Consider the following 25,692-nt stretch of genomic DNA (forward strand, 5'->3'; position numbering starts at 1 on the left):
GGTTTAGCGAACGAACACCTGCGGCGTCGTGGTAGACATGTCACCACCCGGCAACTTGATGTTCTTCACCTTTTCCAGCGTATCCGGGTTGAACACCGCCAGGTCATTGAAGGTGCCGCCCAGGTAAAGCTTGTCGCCCTTCTTGTCGAACGTCACGCAGTAGTAGGTGTGCTCCAGATTAGCCGCCTTGATCAGCTTGCGCTGTTTGATGTCGTACTTGGCCAGGCGGTTGAGCACGCCGTAGATCTGGTTCGGGTCCTTGGGCGAGCGCAGGCCGGTGAAGTACAGCTCGGTCAGGTCGGCGAACTCCTGGGTGTGGGTCTTGCCGGTCTTCAGGTCGATGCTCAGGTAGCCATACAGCGGTTCGGCGGTGGCCGGGTCCTGCTTGTCATCCTTGAACTTGGCAATGGTGTACAGCATGGTGAACTCATGGCGCGGGCTCTGGTGCGGCCAGAAGTACAGCACATCCGGGGCGCTGTAGCCTTTGCGGTTCCAGTTGCGCAGCGGCAGGGCTACCGAGTATTTGCCGGTCTTCACGTCCATCTTGTAAATGTCCGGCCCGGCAACGTACAGGCTGCCATCGTCGGAGGCGCGCATCAGGTACACCTGGCGCGGCATCGGGAAGCTGCGTACGGGCTTGGCCTGAAGGCCATCGGCGGTGCTGAACACCTCCAGCCGGGGTGGCTTGACCACGTAATGGTCGTTCAGCCTCTGGGTCGGGTTGACCGTGGCATACACCTCTTTGCCGTCTGGGCTGATGGCGAACGAATAGATCGACCGGCCGACTTCACCGGCTACGCTGGACAGGTTGGCGTGGAAGGTGTTCTTGCAAGTGTCCAGGTCGATGCCGTAGATGTCGCCGTAATGGTTGTTGAGCACGTAGGCGGTGCGATTGTCCGGCGCCATCATTGCGGTGCCAGGGCCGAACTTGTCCGGCATCCGGCAGCTCTTGTAGACCGTGTCACTGGCCACATCGACCACATGCAGGTTGTTCGGGTAGTTGGTCACGATCATGTATTCGTGGCCAGCCTTCAGTGCCGGGCCAGTGTCGTCGGCCTGTGCCAGCCCGGCGCCCATGGCGGCGATGGTGAGCGCCAATGGCGCGCAGCGTCCAGCTTTCATGCGGTTTCCCCTTGTCATTCTTGTTGGGCCGTCACTTGTCTTTCGGGAACACGGTGCCGAGGTTGCGCCAGTCCTCTGCCGAGTTGGTCGCCTGGGCGTTCCAGTCCTGGTAGGTGCTCATCATGTCCGGCACCTGGGCCGGCCACCAGCAAGGGTCGGAACAACCATAAAGGTCGGCCTCCATCGGCTGGCACAGCGAGCTCACGCCGCCAAAGGCGTCCACCTCCCAGCCGGGGTCGGTAGTGGCCGTGCAGCCGGCCACCGCGCTCATTGCCATCACGTCTTCGACACGGTCTTCGGCGGCGGCCTGCTCCAGGATGCGCGCCTTGTTGTTCAGGGGCTTCAAGTGCTTCATGTCAATGCGCCTTCCGCGGGGTGATGTAGCGATCGATGAAGGCCGGGTTGGCGGCCATGATGCGGCTGTAGACTTCAATGCCGAAGTCCACCCAGTCGCGCATCAGTTCGCAGTAGTGATACGTCGGGTGCTGCGGGTCGCCGTAGCGCGCATAGCTTTCGTGATAGCAGCCGCCGGAGCACAGGTTGCGGATGCGACAGCTTTCACAGCCGGTGTTGCTGCGGTCCAGGCGCTGCGACAGGAAGTCGTTGAGCTGCGCCTGCTTCACGCCCTGGTGCACGTTACCGAAGGTGGGCAGGCTGGAGCCGGTGAAGCGGTGGCACAGGTTCAACTCACCTTCGTGATCCACTGCCAGCATCTTTAACCCGGCGCCACACGGCAGGGCCTTCTTGTGGCCTTCGTGGATGTCGGTGATCAGCTGATGCAGGTTGGAGAACCCGATGTTGCGGTGCTCCAGTGCCGCCTCCAGGTAGCGCCGGCCGAGTGCCTTCATGTTGGCGAAGACTTGCACCAGCTCGTCGGCAGTGAGGTTGAAGTCGGCCATGTCGCCAGAGGTAACCGGGGCAAAGCCGACCTCGGCGAAACCCATTTCGTTGAACAGGTGGTTCCAAATGGTTTCAACGTCGGTAATGCCACGGGTCAGCGTGACCCGCGCGCCCACCGGCCGGCTGGTGTAGCGCGACAGCAGCAGGTCGGCCTTGCGCCGCACCACGTCATAGGTGCCCTGCCCGCCCACGGTGATACGGTTGCGGTCGTGCACGGTCTTGGGGCCATCGATGCTGATCGACAGGCCAAAGCGGTGGGCGTTGAGCCAATCGATGATTTCTTCGGTCAGCAAGGTAGCATTGGTGGTCATGATGAACTCCACCTGCTTGCCCGCCTCGGCGAACCGCCGCTCGCAGTAAGCCACCATGTGCTCGATCAACGGCCGGTTGGACAGCGGTTCGCCACCGAAGAACACCACGCTGTAGCGCTGCTCGTTGGGTGATTCCTTGAGCAGCATCTCCACCGAGGCTTCGGCGGTGGCGGTACTCATCTTCTTGCCGGCGGAAGGCTTGTCCAGGTCTTCCTTGTAGCAATAGGTGCAGCTGAGGTTGCAACCGGTGTTGACGTTGAGCACCACGGTGTTAAGTGCGGTGCGCTCGACTTGCCTGAGGGCGATTTCCGGGGTCAGCGGCGAGCCGTCGCTGACCAGCTCCAGCGCGATCAGCTCGCGCAGGGTGTCCTGGATATCGTCGCCGGCAAACTGCTGGCCAAGGCGCTGCATCAGCTCCTCGGCCGAGCAGCCTTGCTGGCGCAAGGTGTCGATGATGCCGCCGGTCACCGCGTCAGCGGTGAACAGCGAACTGCTGGGGATATGGAACAGCATGCGGTCGGCATCAACCTGTACTTCGTGCAGGTTGCGTTCGACCAGGTTCAGTAGTACGCCCATGGCGACCTCCCGATAATCGATCCGTTGGAAAACCGTTGCAGCCTGCCGTTACGGCAGCGGCGGGTTATTCCAGCGCTGTACGGTGACGATCATGTGCCCTTCGCCGGTCTGGCCACCGTCGGCCAGCGTGGCGATGACCTTCAGGTTACCGGCGTTGTTGGTCATCATCTTGCGCTCAGGGTTGGGCCCGGCACCGCCTGGCACGAACACACCGTCGGCCTGCATCTGCCCGGCGAACTTGACGTCTTCATCCTCGACAGCACGCTCGTTGAACGGCTCGACCTTCCAGCTGGCCGGCAGGTAGCCGATACGCAGCGGCTGGCCATTGGCATCCTTGCCCCAGGCTTCGGCCTCGAAACGCCCCTGCACTTTCGGCACGGAGGCACCGTTCTCGCCAATGCGCGCGATGGAGAACGCCGGCACGACCTTCACTTCATCGACTTTGTCGTAAACCGCCAGGTTCACGCCCTTGAGCGCACCTACCGCCACCTCGCGCAGCCCTGGCCTGGCATCGGCCGCGGCACGGGCCTTGACCCTTACCAGGGTCGGGGTCTGCTCCAGCACTTCGGTCACTTCCACCCCGGCGCCCAGGTCCGGCTTGCCAGTCAGGCCGCTGCCAACCAGGGTGATTTCGCTTTCGCCTCCGGCTTTGATGAACGCCGGTTGTACCGCCAGCAACTGCGCCTTGCCTTCTTTTACGGCGCTGAAGTCCAGGCCGCGCTCATCGTGATCGGCTTCGAACATACGGCCTTTCATTTCGCCATCCAGCGCGGCGAACACCTGACGCAGGTTGGCATCGCCAACCTTCACATTGCCCCGCCATTCATAACCGTTGTACAGGATGGCCGAGCCGCTGCCGTTGAACGGTGTACCGTCGGCGTAAGCGCCCTTGACCTCGACCTTGAAGGTATCGCCCTCTCCGGCCGTGACGCTCATTACCCCACGTACATCGCCCTTGGCCAGCATATGGCCGCTGAATGCCCACTGCCCCGGCAGTACGTCCGCCTTGGGTTTGGCCTTCTGCCATTCGTCCCAGGCCGCGCTGTCCATCGGGAAGCGCTTGGCAAGGTCCGGCACCACTTGCTGCAGGGCGATCGGCAGCCAGTCGCGGTCACGCGCCTGGGCCTGGTATTCAAGGGACGGCCATTGGCCAAGGTGGAAGTGGACCAGGTGTTCCCACTCCTTGGCCGGGCGCCGTTGCAAGGCGACACGGGCACCCGAGTGGCAACGGCCACAGGTCTCGCTGAGCTGGGTGTCGAAGTGCTCGACGGTATTGAGCCGACGCTCCATGGCGTAACGCACGCCATCGGTTTCGCTGGGCGCCAGGCCCTGTTTGTCGGCCAGGTATTTGACCAGCGTGCGACGGTCGTCGTCGCTGATCTGAAGGCCATGCATCACCTGCATGCGGGCGATGCTCATCAGCCAGCCTTCCGGCGTCTTGCGCTGGTGGCTGATGCGGCTATAGGTGTCGTTGCCTTCGGGGATATGGCACCCCATGCACTTGTTCTGCAACAGGCTCGGGCCCTGCTCGGCCGCCATGGCCTGGGTGCTCAGCAGCGCGGCGGCGACCAGCGCCAGTTTGCCCGCATGCCGCCGGAGTCGAGTCGTCTTCAAGGTCAGACCTCCACGGTTGTTGTTCTTATCGTTTTCGCACGCTTTGGTACAGCAGGTGTGCATGTGACGGTTGTGATACAGGAACTGTGCCAGTTAGGGTAAAAGCGTTTCCTTTCAACCCTTTAAGCGGTTTTCGGGGCTTGGCCAGGAGCCGGGATGGCCATTTGCAGCGTGCCATTTCGCGACAGGGTGTTTCATGTTGAGACAGGGCCCGCGAAGAGGCCGAACAGCCACTGTTTCACCACCGTCTCACACCGTCTCAATGTGCAACAGCGCAACCTGGCAAACGCAGCCTTGCGCTCAGGCAAAACCCAACGCCCACAACGCTTTGCGGCCATCTGCCCAGGTTGGCACGGCCATTGCGCCAGTGCCCGTCACATCCAATGACAAGAGGCACAGCCCCATGCTTTCCGAACTGCCCATCCTGCCCGCCACCCGCGCCTTTCTCGAACGCAAGCTGAAGATGCGCATCGGTGCCGACTGGCAGGACGCCGCCAGCGGTCGCACCCTGTCGTTCCGCAACCCGGCCACCGGCGAGGTGCTGGGTGAAGTGCCGGCCGCCGAGGCCGAAGATGTCGACCGCGCCGTGCGCGCTGCGCGCCAGGCCTTCGACGACTCGCCCTGGAGCCGCATGCGCCCGCGCGAGCGGCAGAACCTGCTGTGGCGCCTGGCCGACCTGATGGAGCGCGATGCGCGCCAGCTGGCCGAACTGGAATGCCTGAACAATGGCAAGAGCGCCGCCGTGGCCCAGGTGATGGACGTGCAACTGGCCATCGACTTCCTGCGCTATATGGCGGGCTGGGCCACCAAGATCGAGGGTAGCACCGTCGAAGCGTCCATGCCGCTGATGCCTAACGACCAGTTCCACGGCTTCGTGCGCCGCGAGGCAGTGGGCGTGGTGGGCGCCATCGTTGCCTGGAACTTCCCACTGCTGCTGGCCTGCTGGAAGCTAGGCCCGGCACTGGCCACCGGCTGCACCGTGGTGCTCAAGCCTGCCGATGAAACCCCACTGAGCGTGCTCAAGCTGGCCGAGCTGGTCGACGAGGCCGGCTACCCGGCCGGCGTGTTCAACGTGGTTACCGGTACTGGCCTGAACGCCGGCGCCGCGCTCAGCCGCCACCCCGGCGTAGACAAACTGACCTTCACCGGCTCCACCGAGGTCGGTAAGCTGATCGGCAAGGCGGCCATGGATAACATGACCCGCGTCACCCTGGAACTGGGCGGCAAATCGCCGACCATCGTCATGCCCGACGCCAACCTGCAGGAAGCCGCAGCCGGTGCGGCCACGGCGATCTTCTTCAACCAGGGCCAGGTGTGCTGCGCAGGCTCGCGGCTGTATGTGCACCGCAAGCACTTCGACAATGTGGTGGCCGACATCGCCGCAATTGCCAATGCCATGAAGCTGGGCAACGGGCTGGACCCGGCGGTGCAGATGGGCCCGCTGATTTCAGCCAAGCAGCAGGACCGCGTCACCGGCTACATCGAGCTTGGCCGCGAACTGGGTGCAACCATCGCCTGCGGGGGTGAAGGTTTCGGGCCTGGTTACTTCGTCAAGCCGACGGTGATTGTCGATGTTGACCAGCGTCACCGCCTGGTACAGGAAGAAATCTTCGGGCCGGTACTGGTGGCGATGCCATTCGATGACATCGACGAAGTGATCGGCATGGCCAACGACAATCCCTACGGCCTGGGTGCAAGTATCTGGTCCAACGACCTGGCCGCCGTGCACCGCATGATCCCGCGCATCAAGTCCGGCTCGGTGTGGGTCAACTGCCACAGCGCGCTGGACCCGGCGCTGCCGTTTGGTGGCTACAAGATGTCTGGCGTTGGTCGTGAGATGGGCTCAGCGGCCATCGAGCACTACACCGAGCTGAAATCGGTGTTGATCAAGCTCTGATCCTTTTTCCTGTACCGGCCTCTTCGCGGGTGAACCCGCTCCTACACCCGGTATCACGTGCCTTGTAGGCGCGGATTCACCCGCGAAGAGGCCGGTACAGGCGACACAAAAACAACAATAAAAACCATGGAGCAAACCCATGAGGCACACACTCGCCTGCACATTGGCCCTGCTGTTAACCGCCCCCGCCAGCCAAGCCTACGAGCTGTACAACCACGATGGCACCACCCTCAACGCCAACCTCGAAGCCCTGTTCGGCGTCTTCCACAGCGACGAAAGCTTCAACCAGGCCGGCAACCGCCAACCCGGCAGCACCGCCTGGCAGGAAGGCTACGTCAAATACGGCCTCAGCGGCAGCCAGACCCTGGCCGATAGCGGCACCCTCTACGGGGCCTTCAGCCTGCTCAGTTCCGCCACCTGGGGCGATGGCGACGCCGCCGGCCTGACCCTGGGTGACGAACGCCGCACCGCCATCGAAGACCTGTATTTGGGCTGGCGCTCGGCCAACCTGTTCCCGGCGCTGGGCGAAGATGGCGTGGACATTTCCGGTGGCCGCCAGGTCGTCACCCTGGGTGATGGTTTTCTGATCCAGGGTGACCCGGTCAACCTGGGCAAGGTCGACCTGGGGGCCAACTTCGATCGCGGCGGTGCCTACTACCTGGCCGCACGCAAGGCCTTCGACCGCACCGCCGTGCTGCGCCTGGGTGGCAACCAGGGCTGGCGCGGTGACCTGATGTGGTTGAAGTCCGACAACCATTACCAGGCCGACACTTCCCTGGCGGTCGCCAACCTGGAGCACGTCGCCGATACCGGTACCGTCGGCCTGAGCTGGATCCGCGGCCTCGACGTGGACCAGCGCTACGCGCAGATCATGGGCCTGGAACACCGCGACGGCATGGACACCGCCAGCCTGCGCGGGCGCGGCAACCTGGGCGTCAAAGACCTGGAGCTGGCCGCCGAGTACGTGACCCAGGACAAGACCGGCGGGCGCGAGAATGCCTGGTACCTGGAGGGCAACTGGACCTTCTCCCAACTGCCCTGGTCACCCACCGCCACCTACCGCTACAGCCGCTTCTCCGAAGGCTTCGACCCGCTGTTCTATGGCCTCAGCCGGGGTTACGGCACCTGGTTCCAGGGTGAAGTGGCAGCCAACTATGCCGGGCCCTTCAACAAGAACAGCCAAGTGCACCATGTAGCGCTGAAAGGCAAGCCACGGGACAACCTGACCGTCGGCGCGCTGTACTTCGACTTCGACACGCTGGACACCGACCAGGGCAACCTTGGCGGGCGCGAGCTGGACCTGTATGTGGAATGGATGGTCAACGACCACCTGCTGATCAGCCCGGTGGTGGGGTTCTACAAGCCGGAGCGCAGTGCGGCCAATGGCGGTACGCAGTTGGGCGGGCGGGATACCGGGACTTACCTGCAATTGATTGTCGGGACCTTTTTCTGACCTGCAATAGCGGGGCGCGGCGCGCCCCTTCTGCACCACCGCGCTTGATCAAATTTGATCATCAAGCCTGCCAAGCTGCATGAATTCTCACCACCTTAACCCGCTCTAACCCGCGTAAATCAGGCCTTTCAGGGCTTGGCACAGGCTGTGCAAAAAGATCCTCGCGAGCCAACGCTCGACCATAAAAACAACACATCGAGGCCTGTTCATGAACACCACCCTGAAGCCAAGCATTATCCAACTGCCGCCTGAGCCCCATGCCGCCATCGTCGACCGCTACGGCCTGCATGGCGGGCACATCGGCACCGGCGAAGATGAATCGCCCTGGGTCCCGTTCGGCGATTGCGCCGCCATACGCCACCTCAGCTTCGATGTGCGAACCGGCAGCGTATGCAACATTCTCTGGGTCAAGGGCGGCGGCCGCATCGGCACCCACCGGCACCGCGCAGCGGTGTCAGCAGTAACGCTGGAGGGCACCTGGGGATATTACGAGTACGACTGGGTATCGCGGCCCGGCAGCTTTGTCTACGAAACCCCAGGCACCGCCCACACCCTGTATTCCGATGACCCGCAAGGCATGAAGGCACTCTTCTGGATTCACGGGCCCATCGAGTTTTTCGACGAGCACGGCCAGCACACCGAAACCACCGACGTGTTCTGGTTCATCAACCATTACGTGAGCCATTGCGAAAAACACGGGCTGCCGATCAATCAGGCGTTGTTCCTGTGAGCGGGTGTAGCGGTCAACGGACAGGGAGGTGCTGATGAAATACTGGGAACGATTTGCCGTCGAAGGCTTGACCTGTGTGGTCACCGGCGCCGCCAGCGGCATTGGCCTGGCCTATGCCGAAGTAATGGCCGAAGCCGGGGCACAGGTCACCCTACTGGACCTGGACGCCGAACGCCTGCAGGAACAGGTAGCGCGCTTGACCGCGCTGGGTTTCGCCGTGCACGGTGAAGTGGTGGACGCCACCGATCGCCAGGCGATGTATGCCTGTTTCGAACGCATCGGCGAGCGCTATGGCCGACTGGATGTTGTGTTCGCCAACGCCGGCATCGACGCTGGCCCCGGCTTTCTGGACAGCGAGGGCCAGCGCTGCGCTGAAGGCGCACTGGAGACGTTGGACGAAGCGCACTGGGACAAGGTGCTTGCAACCAACCTCACCTCGGTGTTCACCACCCTGCGTGCGGCAGTGTGCTTGATGAAACCGCGTGGCCAGGGCCGCATCATCGTCACCACTTCCAATGCCGCGATCATAAATGAAGCCATCGTCGGCACCCCCTACATGCCAGCCAAGGCCGGCGCTGCGTCACTCGTGCGGCAGGCCGCGATGGAACTGGCCCGCTACGGCATCAACGTAAACGCGATCGCGCCTGGCCCGTTCGTGACCAACATCGCCGGGGGCCGTTTGCGCAACCCGGCCGACCGTGCGGCCTTCGCTCAGCGAGTGCCGCAACATCGGATCGCCTCCACCGAAGAAATCAAAGGCCTGGCCTTGTTCCTGGCCTCACCGGCCTCGGATTACGTCACGGGCGCGCAGATCGTCATCGATGGCGGGCAGATGCTCGGCCGGGTGGACTGAGGAGGCGATGATGCAAGCAATTCTGTTCAAGGGCCTGAACCAGCCCTTGCAATTAGGCACAGTTGCGATGCCGGTGCCCGCTGCCGACGAAGTGCTGATAGAGGTGTGCCGCTGCGGCATCTGCGGCAGTGACCTGCACATGACCCAGGACCCTGCTTTCGATATTGCCCCAGGTAGCGTGCTGGGCCATGAATACAGCGGGCGCGTAGTTGAATGTGGCAAGCAGGTAAACAACCTGAAAGTCGGCGATGCCGTGGCCGTGGCACCTTTGCGCGGTTGTGGGCAGTGCGCCAGTTGCCTGCGCGGTGAGCCTGCCTGGTGCCCCGCGTTCAGCTTGCAGGGTGGTGGTTTTGCGCAGTGGGCGACTGCCAAGGGCCACCAGTGCCGGGTAATTCCGAGCAGTGTCGGGCTCAAGGACAGCGCCCTCGCCGAGCCCCTTGCCGTGGCTTTGCACGGGGTGATGCGGGCAGGGCTCAAGCCTGGCGCGAAGGTACTGATTCTGGGCGCAGGGGCTATCGGCCTGGCAGTGGCCTACTGGGCCAGGCGCTTGGGTGCAGCCACCGTCGCCATCACCGACTTGGGCGATTGGCAGCGCGAGCGCGCCTTGCATCTTGGGGCGACGCACTTTCTGGTAGGCGACGGCGCACTGCCGGCGTGTATTGCTCAAAACCTGGGCAGCGCGGCCGACATCGTTTTCGAGTGCGTCGGCCGCCCAGGCCTGATTGCACAGGCTATCGACCATGTGCGCCCACGGGGCACGGTTGTGGTGCTTGGGCTGTGCACGGTCGCGGACAGGTTCATGCCGTTCCAGGCAGTGTCCAAGGAGGTGAACCTGGTCATGTCGGCGTTTTTCAACATGGACGAGTTCTGCGCCGCTGTAGATGTGCTGGACGGCCCGGATGCCACCCCACTGACGATGGTCAGCGAAACGGTGTCGCTGGCCGAAATGCCCCTGGCATTCGAAGCCCTGCGCCAACGCCAGCATCAATGCAAGGTCATGGTTGCCCCCCAGCAGGCCTGATCCCTTCAGCCATCACCGGTAAAAACCTCCCGCTTCGGCGGGAGGTTTGCGTTCAGGGCCTACAAACCGAGCGCGGAACCGAGGTTGTACATGACCTCCAGGGCTATTACCGCACCGTCGCCACTCACTGGCGCGCTGGGGTTGTAGAAGTTGTCCGGGTTGAAGATGTGCTGCACGCTGGGCTCCAGTGCGAGGTTGCGGGTGACTTGCCAGTGCGTGTTCAGCTCGATGCGTGATACACCTCGACGCGTACGCTCATCGCGGCCGGTGGCAAGCAGCCGCGCGTGCTCTTGCCAGGCTGCCTGGCGCGCACCCAGGCGCAGGTAGCTGGCCTTGAGGTTGAGCGTATCCTGCGGCCGACCGAACGGGCCAAGGCGGGTCACACCAACTTCGGCGAAATGGGAAAAAGGCTGCATGTCATCGGCGCTCCAGGACCAGGCGCCAAACACCTGCCAACCCCGCTCGGGCACGGCGGCCTCGCCTTCTCTAGCCAATGTCTGGCGGAACTTGAACAGCAGCCCATCGCTCCCCCTGCGCAAGCGGCCGTCCATGGGGTCGATCTGTTCGCCGGTGTTATGAAAACCGTTCAGTTCGTAATGGTACGCATAAGGGTCCTGGGTAAAATCCGCTTTCGCCCCTACCCCGGCCAGCCAGGTGACACCGCTGGCGTCACCCGGGTCCCAGTCAAACCCCTTGGTACGTTTGAAGTAGTGCTGGGGGTTGGATTCGAACACCCCGCTGTGCAGGTAGTAACCTGAATCGAAACGGTATCGGGTGTAGCCACCCCAACTGCCGTAGGGGTACGGCAGGATACCGGTGGAGTTATCGATGACCGGGTCGTTGCAGGTGATCACGTTTTCACAGTTGGCCATGTAGAAGTGCTGACGGGCATTGCTGCGGCCCACTGCCAGTTCCAGGCGGTCCTGCAACAGGCGCTGGTTCCAGGTAAAGCGAGCCAGGTAGCCGGTATCGATGTCGTTGTGCATCGGTGCCCCGGCAAAGAAACTCCCGGCCTTGCCCTGCCAACTGTCCTGGGCGGGCTGCCCCTCGCCACGCATGAACGGGAAGAACACGTACTGCAGGCTGAACGATGCCCCGGCGATGTTGGCCAATGCATCAAGGTCGCCCTCGACTCCGGCAAACACGTTGCCGCTGTTGGCATAGTGGTAAGGGTCAGGGCCGGTATCCAGGTTTTTCACCGACAGGTTCCACACTTGCAGGTCCAGCTTGATCGCCTCCTGTGCGTGGGCAGCACACGCAAAGGCGGTCAATGCAATGGACAAGGCGGTAACGCGAACGCCAGGCACCCAGGTGCCGCTCGGTTGAGCATTCATGATGCACTCTCTGTTTTTGTTGTTATGAAGTGCGACCTGAAACTACCGCTTCAGGAAGTCGCGCCTGGTGCATCGCAAGGGCTGTGCCAGCCCCCTGGACGCGGCGAAACTCCCTGTGCCATGGGGTTTGTGCAACGGTACCCGTTACCTGGCTTGATCAAATTGATCCGCTTTGATCAAGCTCGATGATCAACTCAGCCCTGCCCGTGCGCCTTCAGGCGGTAGGCCAGTTGCGGGCGGCTGATGCCCAGTTGCCGTGCGGCGGCGGACAAGTTGCCATTACAGGCCTGCAACACCAGCCGGTATTGATCCAGCTGCTGGTTGTGGATAGCGTGCTTGAGCTCGGCCATGGGCGAGCCCTGCGGGTCAGGCTCACTGGCCGCTTTGCACAGGCTGCCGTCACCGCCCACACCCAGCCCGGTGCGGGGCGCCTGCTCACCGGACGGGAACAGGTGCTGGGTGCGGATGGCCGCTTGGCCGGGTGCCGCGATCACCCCCCGCTCCACCAGGTTTTGCAGCTCTCGCACGTTGCCGGGGTAGCTGTAGTTGAGCAGCGCTTCCACGGCCCGGGCACTGAACCCGGTAACCTGCTTACCGTGCAGTTGGGTGAAGTGTTTGAAGAAGTGCTCCATCAGCAGCGGGATGTCATCCCGGCGCTCGCGCAGCGGTGGCAGGTGGATGGGGAACACGTTCAGCCTGAAGAACAGGTCTTCGCGGAAGGTGCCACGGGCAATCGCCTCGCGCAGGTTGGCGTTGGTGGCAGCAATCACCCGCAGGTCGACCTTGATCGGCTTGTTGCCCCCCACCCGCTCGATTTCCCCCTCTTGCAAGGCGCGCAGCAGCTTGGTTTGGGCGCTCATGCTCAACGCCTGGATTTCATCCAGGAACAGCGTGCCGCCAGAGGCGCGCTCGAAGCGACCGGCACGCGCCTGCGTTGCACCGGTATAGGCCCCTTTTTCGGCACCGAACAGCTCGGCTTCCAGCAGGCTTTCCGGCAAAGCCGCACAGTTGACGGCCACCAACGGCTGTTGCGCGCGCGGGCTGAGCCGATGCAGCGCCTTGGCGAACACTTCTTTGCCCACCCCCGATTCACCGCTGAACAGCACCGTGGCACGGGTGGGTGCCACTTGCGCAATTTGATGACGGGCAACGCTGAACGCAGCAGAAATACCGACCATATCGTCCTGCAGCGGCAAGCTGCTGGCCGTGCAGGCAGGCTGTACCGCTTCGCCCTCGGGTGGCGACCAGATCGAGTTCATCTGAATGAAGTGCGAAGGGTCCCAGTAGCGCTGCTCGGCGCCGAGTTCATGATTGGGCAAGCGATCTGCCGTATCGCCGACAATCCGGCAGCAGCGGCCGCCTGCGGCCACGCATTCGACCTCACGGTACACCACCAGCTTGCCGATAAAGGCGCTGGCATAACCGGCGGCGTAGCCGAGGGTCATCCAGCACGCAGCCTCGTCGCCAACCCCGTAGTGGGCTATGTGCTCATGGGCTTCACGCGAGTCGTGCCACAGGTATTCCCCGTGGAAGTGGCCGCGTTCGATGTCCAGGTCAAGGTCGACCGTTTCCACCCGCACCACACCCTGCAACGCATGCAGCCGGCCGCCGGCAATGAACGAGCTGCGCTCGTCCGATGCCGGCCAGCGCTTGCGTACCAGCGCGGCATCCTGGCTACCCGCCGAATAACCGATGCGCATCAGGATGCGCCGCGCGCCTTCGCGCCCGACGCTTTCGATCAACTCGCGGCGCAATGCACCCAGCGCGCTGGAATGCAGCATGACCATGCTCTGGTCGTCCAGCCAGATACGCGCATCCTCATCTGAAAACCGCAGGTAGCGACGCAGGTCGGCCGGGGTCGGGCTGCTGGTTTCATAGGCCTGAGGGGAACGCGACACAGCTTCGCGGGGTGCCGCGATGGATGAACGACTCATACCTTCTCCTATTGTTCTTGTTCTGCGCACGGGCGGTGTCACGCGATGGCCAGGCCGATATTTGATCATCAACTTTTGCCAGCTTGATCAACAAAGATCAAGGCCTGCGCCGCTCCAGCCCCGGCTCAAGGCCTTGTATGCAAGGGCCTGGGGCTGGCCTGCGCAATTGGCCTAGCGTTTGCTATCACCTGCTGGCGGACGCCTTTGAACGTCGCGTATTCCAATAACAATAATCATGCAGGAGATACACCATGCGCCGCTGGTTCTCTTCCTACGAAAACCGCTTGCTGTTCGTGCTCAGCCTCAGTTTCGGTTTTGTTTTCTTCGACCGTAATGCAATGAGTTTCCTGGCGCCCTTCGTGGCCGCCGACCTGTCCTTGAGCAACACCCAGATCGGCTTGCTGGTATCGGCCTTGTCATTGACCTGGGCACTGTCCGGGTACCTGCTTGGCGCCCGTTCCGACCGCAGCGGGCGCCGCAAGCCTTACCTGTTGGTGGCCGTGATCGTGTTTTCGGTGTGCTCGTTCTTCTCCGGGCTGGCCAGCACCTTCTTCATGCTGCTGGCTGCCCGCCTGCTGATGGGGGTGGCCGAAGGCCCGATACTGCCTATCTCGCAAACCCTGATGGCGATGAACTCCACGGCAAGCCGCCGCGGCCACAACATGGGCATCATGCAGAACTTTGGCAGCAACCTGCTGGGCTCATGCATAGCGCCCCTGCTCCTGGTGGCCCTGGCCAGCCACTACCACTGGCGCCTTGCATTTATCGTCGCGGGCATCCCCGGGTTGATTGCCGCGTGCATGATCTGGAAGTACGTACGCGAGCCTAGGGAGGTAGTCATTGCCCAGCCGACGACACCGTCCGCCTCGCAGCCCGTCGCAGCAGGTTCGCTGTTAGAACTGCTGCGTTATCGCAACGTCTGGTTGAGCATGCTCATCGCCTGTTTCTACGTGGCGTGGATGGTGCTGGGGTGGGCGTTCATGCCGGTGTACTACATGAACGAGCGGCAGTTCGGCTCTACCGAAATGGGTATCTTGATGAGCGTGCTGGGTGCCAGTGCCACGCTCTGCAGTTTCATCGTGCCTGCGCTTTCCGACCGCCTGGGCCGGCGCCTGGTAGTGGTGGTGTTCTCACTGATCGGGGCGCTCACGCCGCTGGCAGCGCTGTATTTTCAAGGGCCGTTCTGGATGCTTTGCGCGGTGTTGTTCATCACCTGGTCGGCCAGCGGAGTGGCGCCAATCTTCATGGCCACCATTCCATCAGAAACCGTACCGGTTCATCGCATTGCCGCCTGCGTCGGGCTGGTGATGGGCATGGGTGAAGTGGTCGGCGGCGTGCTCAGCCCGGTGCTGGGCGGCTGGCTGGCGGACATTCATGGTCTTGGCGCACCGTTGCTGCTACAAGCAGGGTGCGCAATCGTTGTTGGAGTGCTGGGGTTGGGGCTGATTGAAACTGCCCCCCTGCGCGCAGTCGGGCGCAGCAACCTGACGGCGGTAAGCGAGTAGCGGTCCAGAGGCTCCGAACCGGGATCCTGGGGACGCCATGCAGCCCCGGGGTTCAGGTATAGCCCTGTTCTGTGAGCCAACGTCGCACCATTTTCTGATGCTCAACCTGCTGTCCCTCAAGCACAGCACTGAGCGCCAGGCCAGCCTGAAGCCCGCGAACTATCGGTGCCAGTTCTACACCTTGCAAATGCCAAACCCCCAGCGGCTGGTCCGCCGTCACCACGACCTCGGCTTCATCCACCAGCCCGTCACGCAGCACCGGCCGCCGCTCAACCCGCACCGCTTGCCAATCAGCCGCCTGATGCAGGGGTTGCGCATCCGGCCAACCCTGGCGCCGGGCCCAGAACGGTTGCCCCACCCGGCTTTGTTCCTGGGCATAGAAATCCCGGCCAATGCGGGCAAAACGCAAGAACAGCTGCTCGACCCGCTGCTGGTGAAACTGCCGCGCCAGCTCGGCCCGCTCAGGCCTGCGCAGCAACGTGTTGATCACCACCGGCGCCTGCAATGCCGAAGAGAGCGACTGAAAAATCCCGTTGCCCGACAGCGGGTCAACAGCCATGGCGGCATCCCCCACCCGGATCCAGTCCTGCCCGACACATTCACCCGCCAGAATGGCGCTACTGCTGCGTGCATGCACCTGTGCCGGTATCAATGCCTGATCGTTGAACAGTTCAGCGACCAACGCACTGCGGCCCCGCAACGCCACGCAGTACGCTGCCAGCCCAGCCTTTCCCGGCAGCCCGGCAGCGTCCTGGGTGACTTGCCAGTAACAGCGGCCATCTTCCAGCCGTGCCATCCACGCCCAGCCATCCTCCAGGCTCTCCACCGCCGACGCAGGCGCACCGGGGCTACCCTGCCAGACATTGAGCAAGCTGACCGTTTCCGGCCCACGCAGGCGGTCTGCGGCCAGGGGTGCCTGACGGCCTCGGGCCTCGACCAGGAAATCAGCGGTCAGCACCTGCCCATCGTCCAGGCGCACATGATGACCGCCCCCCGGCACGACCTCACGCACCCGCGCCTCGACCACACTCACGCCTGCGCGCTGAAGGTCTTCGCGCAGCGCCTGGTCAAAGCGTTGCCGGTCGAGCAAAAACTCCTGGTTCATGTGCAGGTGCTGGCCGTTCCAGAGCACCTGGCGAGTGGCCGGCATGGCCGCCTGGCTCAAGGCCCCGCCAAGGCCTGCGTGACGCAAGCCCTCCAGCACCCGCTGCGAAACGCCTTCAACTGCCGCGAAACGGCGCCATTGCGACACCACCGTCACGGTGTAACCCAGCCGCCGCAAGCCAATGGCCGTGGCGGCACCCGCAGGGCCGGCGCCCAGCACCACAATGCGCAGCTCAGCCATGGCGGGCTCCTCGTCGCTCGGGCCCCTTGAAGGCCGCATGTTCACGCAACCAGTCATGCACCTGCTGGCGGTCCATCCCCTGGGCATCACGCAGCAAGGCGGCAATCTTCCCGCTCAACGCCGCGCAACCCAGGCTCGCACCCGCCCGCTCACTCGCACCCACGTACGCGCCAAAATCCGCCTGTCGAGTACCCAGCCACGACCACTGGCCCGGTGCACAACGGGCATCGCCAGTGACCCGAATGACGCCTGGGTAGCTGGCCGGGAACACCGGCCCACCCTGCGCCGGGCTGGATGCACACAACACCACACCTGCGGCCAAAGCCTCGGCACAGGCCTGGTGCAATACAGGCCGGTCCTGCTGCAAGCCAAGGCTCAGGTTGACCAGCGTGGCCCCCGACTCCACCAGCCACAGCAATGCGGCAGCCACCTGCAACGCACTGGTGCTGGCCTGGGCACTGAACACCTGGGCTACCAGCACCGACACAGGACCGGCCTGGTGTTGCAAGCTGGCGAGCACCGCACTGCCGTGCCCAAGTTGGTCGGGGAGCATTTCACCTTCGCGCAACTGGCCGTCTTCCAGCCAGAAACGGCGGGCGTCCCGCAAGCCGTTGGCCTGCTCCGGCGAGCAGCCGCTGTCGATGATGCCAACGCGCACGTCAGTGCCCATGCTTGATCACCTCCTGCGCCAGCACCTGCAACTGGCCGTCATGCAGTTGCAGGTGCAGGTCGGCATCGGCCAGGGTCGAAGCCCGGTGGCTGATCAGGATGCGCGTACGGCCGGCGAACAGCTGGTCGATGGCCGCGATCACTTCACGTTCGGTGGCCTCATCCACCGCCGAAGTGGCCTCGTCCAGCACCAGGATCGCCGGGGCCTGCAACACTGCACGAGCAATGGCGATGCGTTGTTTCTGCCCCCCGGACAACTGCTGGCCGCGCTCGCCCAGCAAGCCATCCAGGCCCAGCGGCAGGCTGTCGACCAGGCTGTCCAGCCGCGCCAGGCGCACCACCCGTTCCAGTTCATCACGGCTGGCCTCGGGCACGCCATAAGCCAGGTTCTGCGCCAGGGTGCCACGGAACAGCACGATGTCCTGGCTGACCACGGCGATTCGCCTGCGCAGCGCAGCCAGGTCCAGGTCGCGCAGGTCGACGCCATCCAGCAGGATGCGCCCGGCGTCCGGGTCGTAGAAGCGCTGCAGCAGGTCGATCAGGGTTGACTTGCCCACGCCGGAGGCACCGCTGATGGCGACTTTCAGGCCACCCGGGATGCTCACCTGCACGTTGTTCAGTACCGCACCCTGGCGCCCCTCATGGGCAAAGCTCAGCGCCTCCAGGCGCAACTCGCCTGGGCCATCGGGGATGGGCTGCGGATTGACTGCCTGATGCACGGTCACCGCTTCGCGCTTGAGCTCCATGACCCGCCCCAGGCTCACGGCCATGCGCTGCACCGCCACATACAGGCCCAGCAGGCTCTGCACCGGCCCCACGGCCATGCCCATGTAGGTAGAAAAGGCGATCAACGCGCCCAACTGCCAAGTACCCTGGATCACCCACCAGCCACCGACCAGGAACGCACAGGCGCGGCACCACGAGGTGAGCGTGCCGGGGATGGCCTGGGTGAAGAATTCGGTCACCTGCACCTTCAGCAGCTGGCGCATGTAACCTTGCCCAAGCTGGTCCAGGCGCCCTGCTTCCCGGCCTTGCTGGCCGGCCGCCTGGATGAACTTCATCGCCGGCAGGGTCTCGACCAGAAAAGACGACACATCCGCCGAGCGCTCACGCAGGTTGCGCACTTCGCGTTCCACCTTGCGCCGCATCCAGCGCAGCCACAGCACCTCGATCGGCACCAGCAGCGCCAACAACAGGGACAACTGCCACGACAGCATCAGCATCAACGCCACCGCGCCCACCAGGCCGATCACCGCCGACACCGCCGAGAACAGCGAGTCCACGGCAAAGCGCTGGATCTCTGCCACATCGCCATCCAGCCGCGAAAGAATGTCGCCGATACGCCGCCGCCCGTAGAAGGTCGGCGACAACTGCTGCAGATGGCGGTAAAGGTCGTCACGCAGGGCAAACAGGATGCGCCCCGACAAGCGCGTATGCAGGTAGCGGTTGACCCCAGCCAGCACAGTGCCCAGCAGGCCCGCGCCGATCATGATTGCCGCCATGTGCCAAAGCGTTTGGTAATCCTTGGCCAGCAGCCCCTCATCGATCAGGGTCTTGACCAGCCAGGGTTGCGCCAGCGCCAGCAGCGATGCACCCAGCGACAAGCCGAGCAACAGGCCGATGGCACGCCGGTGTGGGCGCACGAAACCATACAGCCAGGCCAACGCCTGGCGCATGAGTACAGGGTCGCTGGAATCCACCAGCCTTGCGAACAGGCCGCCCACGTCAGCCGCGCAACTGCTTGAGCTTGCGATACAGCGTCGCCCGGCTGATACCCAGTGCCTCGGCGGCGGCCGAGACGTTGCCCTGGTGGCGCGCCAGAGCACCGCGGATCTGTTCCAGTTCACTGTCCTTGAGGCTGCCGGAGGGCGCTGCGCTGCTGGCGAGTTCGTCCAGCAGGCAGTCGGTAAGGTGATCGAGTGTCAGCACCTGCTCGCCATCCTCGCGCATGGCCAGGGCGGTGCGCACCACCATTTCCAGCTGGCGGATGTTGCCAGGCCAGTCGAAGCCTTCGAGCAACGCGGTCAACGCCGGGTCGAGGGTTACGCCACGCGCATCAGCCTTGTCCAGCAGGCCCTGGATGATCGCCGCCAGGTCATCACGTTCGCGCAGGGCCGGCAGGCGCAGCGACACGCCGTTGACCCGGTAGAACAGGTCTTCACGGAAGTGTTGTTCCTGCACCAGGCGCTTGAGGTCGCGGTGGGTGGCGCAGATCAGCGCCACGTCGATGTCCTGCTCGTCACCCGCCCCCAAGGGTGCTACGCGGCGCTCCTGCAGCACCCGCAGCAGGCGTGCTTGCAGGGCCAGCGGCATGTCGCCGATTTCGTCGAGGAACAGCGTGCCACCATGGGCCTGCATCAGCCGCCCGACCATGCCACCCCGGCGCGAACCGGTGAAGGCGCCCTCGCGATAGCCGAACAGCTCGGACTCGATGAGCCCTTCGGGAATGGCCGCGCAGTTGACTGCCACAAACGGTTTGTCGGCACGCGGGCTGGCCTGGTGCAAGGCCCGAGCGACCACTTCCTTGCCGGTACCGGTTTCGCCCAGCAGCAACACTGGCAAACCATTGCCAAGCCCCTGGCGAGCCATGCGCAGGTTGCGCGCCAGGCGTTGATCACCTCCGGCCAGAGCATCGAGTGCCGGCGACTGTTTGCTCAAGGCCGGCTTGCCAGGTGGTGTGCTGGGGCTGACCCGACCATGGCGCGGCAGCTGTAGGGCACGGAAATAGAACTCGCCCTTGGCGGTCTGCACGCTGCTCACCCCGCCCTGCCACAGGCGAGCGATAAAGGCCGGGGAACGTTCGCCCAGCAGGTCGGTGCTACGCCGCCCAATCAGTTCGTGACGCGGCACCTGCAACAGCTGGCAGGCACTGTCGTTGGCAGCCAGCACTTCGCCGTCCAGGCTCAGGGCCAACAGGCCGTGCCAGGCACTGCTGAGGTACTGCGGGCGGCTGTGGAAGGCCAGCACCAGCTGGTCCGGGTGGCACAGGCCAAACAGGCGGCTTTCAATGTTGCCGGCTGCCAGCATCAGGGTCGACAGGCTGTCCTGCGGTTGCGCCATCACCCCTTCGCGGGTGATGTCGAGCACGCCGATCACCTCGCCGCGCGGGTCGCGCAGCGGCACGGAAGTACAGGAGAACGGGCTCAGGCGGTCAAGGTAATGTTCGCCGCAGTTGATCAGCGTCGGCCGGCCTTCGACCACGGCCGTGCCGATGGCATTGGTGCCACGCAGCGATTCGCTCCAGCAACTGCCCGGGTGCAGATCGCGCAGGCCTTCGCGTTGCAGCACGTGCTTCTGGCCTTCGATAGCCAGCACGTTGGCCTGGGCATCGCCGAGGATGACGATGCCAGCCTTGCCCTGGCGCGCGACCAGGTAGTCGAGTTCGGGGGTAACGGCATCGATCAGCAGGCGGTTGCGCTCCAGCAGCAGGCGCAGGTCATGGCCCTGTTCCAGGCCCAGGCCGACCTGCTCGCCCTGCAGGCAGTCCAGGCCGTGGCCCAGGCTGCGGCGCCAGGAGGCGTCGATCTCGTCGCGCAGCATGCCCAGCGGTAGTTCGCCTTCGCTGGCCAGCTTCAGGCGGGCCTCGCGGGATTCGTGCAGCGGGTCGTGGGCGTTTGTTATAAGTTGTCGCGCCATTTTCTACTCCGGCTGTGCCCCGCGATGTGACGGGGTACGGGCTTGGGAATTTTCCGCAGTGTGCGGGAGAAATGGCTGGGCGTCATCTGGTTGGTGAATGCGTTGTGGCTGGGGCATGGCGCGCGGTTTGAGTGGAGGCCCCCGGGTATCGGCGTCAATCAAATGATGGTGTTGCCTGCACCGGCCGCTTCGCGGGTAAACCCGCTCCTACAGAGCTTGCGCCAAACTTGATACCCGTGCAATCCCGATCAAACCAGGCGCTCCCACCGTTGGAAGAGATCGTCATTCCATCAACCAAACTTAGCCTACGACGAAAACACTGAGCTCGTATTCGGTCGCTTAGCTAAAACGGGATCATAAAATTCTGGATGAGTGGAGCGTACCACTTCACTAATGAGTCGCCTGAGGGTAGTCTGCGCGCTGTTATCATCAACATATTTCAGCCGACTCAGCGCAACGCGCCCGCCCCACTCACTCAAGCCACCTCCACCATTTAAGACCTTGTACTCAATCGCACTTATCAGCAGGTCATCAGAAATTTGAGTTTCACTTTTCACACCTTGTCTCCGCGCCTGTGCAACCATGTTTTTCGCAAACTCCCCCGCGCGCGGCATTTCGCGTTTTTTGCTTATCCAAAACATCTCGGGCACCGCCCCCCCTGACGTCTCCCTACCAGCCATTTTCAAGTAAAGTGGATGGCTGCCATTAACCGGTATCGTGTCAACAAGCGCCGACATAGCGGACAGCGTCGTGGGCGTGGGCTTTGGCGCACGTTGAATAGCATGCGACCGCCAGCTTACACCGTAAGGTTGCCGAGATGTCCAAGGGGAAGGTATGACTGGCACTTTCATTCGCCCGTCAGTGTCGAGATAATTAATCGGATCTCCCTCACAATATGCGTACGCATTGATCCCACCCGCGCCAAATGGACTTATCACGTCAGGTGAAAAAAAACGCATCAACATCGAACTGTAGGCACGCACCCCACTACCAAGTAGATCGCATTCAGATGCCACATCTCGATGCTCACCATTATAACCAAGGAGTGATTCTCTGGAGGCAGCCTGATCAAACCCATAAGGGCTATAGCATCGCGTGCTTCGGGCCCGAAGTATGGAATTTTGTCGATCTGCAGCCAGAAGCAAATGCGTTTCTTCGCAGATCTCTCCCAATACCAAATTAACACCAGCAAACACACTGCAAGCCTTATCCGTACTCACCTTGGCAGCTAATCGCTGCCCCTTGTAAAAAAATTAAACATTGCCTATCCCATTCTCAACCAACCTTTACTGAACAATGGGCCTACTCCAACACAGGCGCAACTATCAAAAATATCAGGTCGAAGATAAATCGCCTGCACGGTATCTTCGCTAACAAACCCGCGCCAAGTCCGAGGCAGCGTCAGTTCATAGGAACTGGCTTGCCCGCGAAGACACCTTAGAACCTGATCACTTGCTGCTGATTCTGGCTCAAGAAGGGGTCTCGTTCATCGAAAACTCGGCGAGTATTTGCTTCTTCGCGAATTCAATAGACGATGGCCGAAGCCTGGCACTTCAGGCCGCTGCACTACCGCCAATTCATCGGATGTCAACTGTCAAATTTATCAGTCGCTGAAAATGAATTTCTCGAACATACTCCAAAAAAACCATGGTAAATCTCGATGAGCCGTCAACGTCACCTCCTGCACTTCTACATGCATACGCACTTACACTCGGTGCTGACAAGCGCTGCCAGCGCTACGTTCTTCCGTGACAGCTCCGTAGTACTGGCCGAATTATTGTGTGAAGCCAATCAGACAGCGACCACGCTTGTAGGCTCTGACATGGCCAGATCACCCATAACCCGCAGTACGGAAAACACCTCCTTACCGCAGGTTTACACCTCATACGGCTACGAGCAACCGCCAGAGCCCACGCTCAAATTAACGGGTTTTACCGGCCAACCCCGATCAGTGTCTGCGAATTTATACCTGATGGGCAGTGGACGCCGTGCCTATAATACTGTCCTCATGCGCTTCTGTTCCCCTGACGATCTGAGTCCATTTTCGAAAGGCGGAGTCAATGCTTACGCTTACTGCAACAACGACCCCACAAATTACTCAGATCAATCGGGGCGTGTCCCGGTAGCGAACCAAATCGCCACCAAAAGTTCTACACTCGTAAATAAGATACAGCCGGCAAGCAAAACCATAACAAAAACAATTCCCAAGCATGACCTGGAGTTTGATTTTGTCGAAGAACTTATGTCTAGAAAGCCCTCTCACAATACCAGCAAAGTAGACCGAGCAGGCACTGGGGTCGACACAGTTAAAAATTTAACAACCGACCAAATCGAATCCATATTCAGACCAGAAATTCCGCAAAAAAATGCACACTCCGACATAAACACCTCAGTGCTAACTCCTATTACACCCACTGAGGTAGACTTCCTCGTATCCTATCAAAAAACTGTACCAGAACAGATTTCAATCACAGGACTTGACGCTTGGGTGGCTGCTCGAATACTCAATCTAAGACCTAAAGCCTCTCAGAGGCATGCCGGCCTATCCTACGATGACGCAAACAAAGTAACCCTGAGCCTAAACGCCCAATTAGGCTTGCTTCGAAGAACAACCTAGCCCTTCACTGACCCTATTCTAGCCCAGCCGAATGAAACGTCATATATCGCCCCGACCACCGCATCCAGGACCTGCTACTGAGCCAGCAGCAGATCCTCCTGGCGAACGACCAACTCTATAATTTACCTTAAACTTCAGTGACCAAGTGACTTACGCAGCCTAAGGCTAATATCATGCCCGCTTAAAGGCCCTTATCATTCATCAAGGCTGCTGATTCTGGCTCAAGAACTTGTCCACCGTGGCCTTGCCATCAGCTGGATCCCCCGCCACCTGCCACAACCGCCGCTCGATCCCCTGCGCCAGCAAGTGCCCCACCGCCGATTCAATCGCCGACAGCACGCACAACTGCGCCGGTTCATTGGTGGTCTACCCGACCTCGGCCTCCAGCAGCTTCTTGAACTCGATGAACTTAATCACCCCTGCACTGCGGCCGACCGAGTAGAGGGTCTTGCTGGTCATCACAATGGCCAGACACCTCAAGATCTTGCGATGGCGCACTCTTTCAAGGTGATCGGTGAGGCCTGGACGAAAACGCCGGAGCGATTCCCTATCAATCCGCCCCCTCTCATTCGGGGACCGTCCCCCTCGCGGGCCATACTTACCAGATCCTCTTTGAGCGCCGGAGGCGATATTAGGTAAAACTGTGAGAGCCACTGGCATGGATTAACCCGCCGTTACACACCCCAACAGTATATGTCAACTGTTAAAAATAACGATTGCGCCCCCTATTCACTAATCTATATATACCTACAATATTAAACAAACTAGGAGCAATGATCGATGCTACGCTATACCCCCTATGGTTGGCACATGGCGGCTGACCACTCAACCCTCGCATTCAACGATCAACCGTTCGATAAAGCATCCGATGGGTATTTACTCGGGAATGGTCGGCGCGGATACAAGCCGCGTTTGATGCGCTTTTGTTCGCCGGACAACTTAAGTCCATTTCAATCAGGCGGCATCAACAGCTACGCCTACTGCCAAGGAGATCCGATCAACTTTGTTGACCCAAGCGGCCATACGGGCGTTAAGCCACCACACCAAATTCTGGCCGCGCGAGAATTACCGCCTCCGCCACAACTAAACATTCCAAGAGCATTGAAACAGCGGTCACCCCAATTAATGCTTGATGATTACCTAAAACTATTAAACAACAAAAAACCAAGCTTCTATACCATGGAGAGTCTCGAGAGACTCAAGGGACCACACACAGATGTCATGATCCGACATTCGGCACGTGATGCTTACGCTTCGCGTAGCAGCAAAAATTTTAGCCACCTGGTAATAAAGGAGCACCGAGACCGCTTAATATTAGCAGGCATCGACGAAGTTACACTACAGCAACAATCCCAAGCCAGAAAGGCGATAAACCTTGGCATACCCCCGAGAAAACCTGAAATCCTACCACTGTACCGTGGATTACTTGAGATCCGTAACTTATATGAGCCCCCTACAGTGGGTTACCCTACTCTACTCAGCGGGCCAAGTGCGCTTCACGGGCGCAACTATCAGGAGCAGGTAAAAATACTAAGAAACAGAACGATAGCCTAGCCGGTAGCTTATGCTGTTGCCTGCATCGAAAAAGCTAACGTCTCGAGATGCTTTAGGGAAACTCCAATCAAGTTGCCCGAGACCTGAAATTCGCAATGTTTTGAAGCAAGTTCAGCACAGGTCAGGCGGCCTGTGCTGAATTGATCAGAGCCTCCCGAACAGTCAATCAAGGCTGCTGATTCTGGCTCAAGAACTTGTCCACCGTGGCCTTGCCATCAGCTGGATCCCCCGCCACCTGCCACAACCGCCGCTCGATCCCCTGCGCCAGCAAGTGCCCCACCGCCGATTCAATCGCCGACAGCACGCACAACTGCGCCGGTTCATTGGTGGTATACCCCACCTCGGCTTCCAGCAGCTTCTTGAACTCGATGAACTTGAACACGCCGGCACTGCGCCCTACCGAGTAGATGGTCTTGCTGGTCATCACGTTGGCCAGCACCTGCCCGGTGCGCACGTCCACAGCGCGCAGGTTGACGGTGACCTGGTCCACCCGGTACTCGCGGGAGATGTCGATGCCTAGGTAGCGGGCGCCTTCGCCACCGCTGCGCACGTTGGTGTCGGTTGGGCCTCATCTGGTTGATGGAGCCCGTTAGGGTTGAGCAAGGAAGATAAACACTGAGT

General features: G+C 61.6%; 19 protein-coding genes and 2 pseudogenes. 8 read left to right on the forward strand and 13 right to left on the reverse strand.

Translation table 11 applies throughout. From position 1 onward, the window contains the following. Positions 1-3: 3 nt before the first annotated feature. Genes peaD through peaA form a run of 4 tightly spaced genes read right to left on the reverse strand, consistent with a single transcriptional unit; the run spans position 4 to position 4,523 of the window. Positions 4-1,122, reverse strand: a complete 1,119-nt coding sequence (peaD, locus tag KW568_RS16380) for a quinohemoprotein amine dehydrogenase subunit beta (RefSeq protein WP_003248009.1) — start codon at positions 1,120-1,122, stop codon at positions 4-6. 31 nt (positions 1,123-1,153) lie between these two features. Next, positions 1,154-1,477 (reverse strand): quinohemoprotein amine dehydrogenase subunit gamma, encoded by a 324-nt coding sequence (qhpC, locus tag KW568_RS16385; RefSeq protein WP_003248007.1) that lies wholly within the window; start codon positions 1,475-1,477, stop codon positions 1,154-1,156. 1 nt (position 1,478) lies between these two features. After that, a complete protein-coding gene (gene peaB / locus KW568_RS16390; RefSeq protein WP_003248006.1) occupies positions 1,479-2,909 on the reverse strand; it encodes a quinohemoprotein amine dehydrogenase maturation protein in 1,431 nt (476 codons plus the stop codon). 48 nt (positions 2,910-2,957) lie between these two features. Next, the gene (peaA, locus tag KW568_RS16395; RefSeq protein ID WP_029611842.1) at positions 2,958-4,523 is read right to left on the reverse strand and encodes a quinohemoprotein amine dehydrogenase subunit alpha; all 1,566 of its coding nucleotides are present in this window, start codon (positions 4,521-4,523) and stop codon (positions 2,958-2,960) included. A 403-nt stretch (positions 4,524-4,926) separates the two neighbouring features. Between peaA and KW568_RS16400 the strand changes: the two genes are divergently transcribed. The 5 genes from KW568_RS16400 (at position 4,927) to KW568_RS16420 (ending at position 10,477) form a co-directional block, all read left to right on the forward strand. Then, on the forward strand, positions 4,927-6,420 hold the full coding sequence (locus KW568_RS16400) for an aldehyde dehydrogenase (RefSeq protein WP_003248002.1): 1,494 nt from the start codon (positions 4,927-4,929) through the stop codon (positions 6,418-6,420). A gap of 139 nt (positions 6,421-6,559) precedes the next feature. Further along, positions 6,560-7,873, forward strand: coding sequence for a hypothetical protein (locus tag KW568_RS16405; RefSeq protein WP_003247999.1), 1,314 nt, complete (start codon positions 6,560-6,562; stop codon positions 7,871-7,873). A 208-nt stretch (positions 7,874-8,081) separates the two neighbouring features. Then, positions 8,082-8,603, forward strand: a complete 522-nt coding sequence (locus tag KW568_RS16410; RefSeq protein WP_004575243.1) for a 2,4'-dihydroxyacetophenone dioxygenase family protein — start codon at positions 8,082-8,084, stop codon at positions 8,601-8,603. 34 nt (positions 8,604-8,637) lie between these two features. Continuing rightward, positions 8,638-9,456: an SDR family NAD(P)-dependent oxidoreductase gene (locus KW568_RS16415; protein ID WP_004575242.1), complete on the forward strand. Its 819-nt coding sequence runs from the start codon at positions 8,638-8,640 to the stop codon at positions 9,454-9,456. 10 nt (positions 9,457-9,466) lie between these two features. Beyond that, positions 9,467-10,477, forward strand: a complete 1,011-nt coding sequence (locus tag KW568_RS16420) for an alcohol dehydrogenase catalytic domain-containing protein (protein WP_004575241.1) — start codon at positions 9,467-9,469, stop codon at positions 10,475-10,477. A gap of 59 nt (positions 10,478-10,536) precedes the next feature. On the opposite strand, the gene KW568_RS16425 is transcribed toward KW568_RS16420, so the two are convergent. Both KW568_RS16425 and KW568_RS16430 read right to left on the reverse strand, forming a co-directional pair. Continuing rightward, complete coding sequence (locus KW568_RS16425; RefSeq protein WP_004575240.1) at positions 10,537-11,811, reverse strand: carbohydrate porin; 1,275 nt, start codon at positions 11,809-11,811, stop codon at positions 10,537-10,539. 194 nt (positions 11,812-12,005) lie between these two features. Continuing rightward, positions 12,006-13,745 carry a sigma-54-dependent Fis family transcriptional regulator gene (locus tag KW568_RS16430; RefSeq protein ID WP_004575239.1) on the reverse strand — a complete coding sequence of 580 codons (1,740 nt, stop codon included), beginning with the start codon at positions 13,743-13,745 and terminating at the stop codon, positions 12,006-12,008. A 251-nt stretch (positions 13,746-13,996) separates the two neighbouring features. Between KW568_RS16430 and KW568_RS16435 the strand changes: the two genes are divergently transcribed. After that, entirely contained in the window at positions 13,997-15,250 is a 1,254-nt protein-coding gene (locus tag KW568_RS16435; RefSeq protein ID WP_004575238.1) for an MFS transporter, read from the forward strand. 52 nt (positions 15,251-15,302) lie between these two features. Here the strand turns inward: KW568_RS16435 and KW568_RS16440 are convergent, their stop codons facing one another. From KW568_RS16440 to KW568_RS16460, 5 genes are all read right to left on the reverse strand, one after another. Then, the gene (locus tag KW568_RS16440) at positions 15,303-16,595 is read right to left on the reverse strand and encodes an NAD(P)/FAD-dependent oxidoreductase (RefSeq protein ID WP_004575237.1); all 1,293 of its coding nucleotides are present in this window, start codon (positions 16,593-16,595) and stop codon (positions 15,303-15,305) included. Next, a complete protein-coding gene (locus KW568_RS16445; RefSeq protein ID WP_004575236.1) occupies positions 16,588-17,265 on the reverse strand; it encodes a S8 family serine peptidase in 678 nt (225 codons plus the stop codon). Before KW568_RS16445 ends, KW568_RS16440 begins: the two co-directional genes overlap by 8 nt. Beyond that, complete coding sequence (locus KW568_RS16450; protein WP_003247992.1) at positions 17,255-18,988, reverse strand: ABC transporter ATP-binding protein; 1,734 nt, start codon at positions 18,986-18,988, stop codon at positions 17,255-17,257. The genes KW568_RS16445 and KW568_RS16450 overlap by 11 nt, the downstream gene beginning before the upstream one ends. Before the next feature lies 1 nt (position 18,989). After that, entirely contained in the window at positions 18,990-20,900 is a 1,911-nt protein-coding gene (locus KW568_RS16455) for a sigma-54-dependent Fis family transcriptional regulator (protein WP_004575235.1), read from the reverse strand. A 305-nt stretch (positions 20,901-21,205) separates the two neighbouring features. Beyond that, positions 21,206-22,096: an RHS repeat-associated core domain-containing protein gene (locus KW568_RS16460; RefSeq protein WP_177342674.1), complete on the reverse strand. Its 891-nt coding sequence runs from the start codon at positions 22,094-22,096 to the stop codon at positions 21,206-21,208. 464 nt (positions 22,097-22,560) lie between these two features. Between KW568_RS16460 and KW568_RS16465 the strand changes: the two genes are divergently transcribed. Further along, positions 22,561-23,517, forward strand: coding sequence for an RHS repeat-associated core domain-containing protein (locus KW568_RS16465; RefSeq protein ID WP_004575233.1), 957 nt, complete (start codon positions 22,561-22,563; stop codon positions 23,515-23,517). 201 nt (positions 23,518-23,718) lie between these two features. Here the strand turns inward: KW568_RS16465 and KW568_RS16470 are convergent. Further along, a pseudogene (locus KW568_RS16470) lies at positions 23,719-23,988 on the reverse strand (CsgG/HfaB family protein); the annotation flags it as partial. 309 nt (positions 23,989-24,297) lie between these two features. Between KW568_RS16470 and KW568_RS30970 the strand changes: the two are divergent. Continuing rightward, complete coding sequence (locus KW568_RS30970) at positions 24,298-25,071, forward strand: RHS repeat-associated core domain-containing protein (RefSeq protein WP_004575015.1); 774 nt, start codon at positions 24,298-24,300, stop codon at positions 25,069-25,071. Positions 25,072-25,237: 166 nt separating this feature from the next. Here KW568_RS30970 and KW568_RS16480 read toward each other — a convergent pair. Further along, a pseudogene (locus tag KW568_RS16480) lies at positions 25,238-25,630 on the reverse strand (CsgG/HfaB family protein); the annotation flags it as partial. Positions 25,631-25,692 lie beyond the last annotated feature (62 nt).

It is taken from the genome of Pseudomonas sp. HD6515, from assembly GCF_024971855.1.
In the GTDB taxonomy this organism is placed as follows: Bacteria; Pseudomonadota; Gammaproteobacteria; order Pseudomonadales; family Pseudomonadaceae; genus Aquipseudomonas; species Aquipseudomonas alloputida.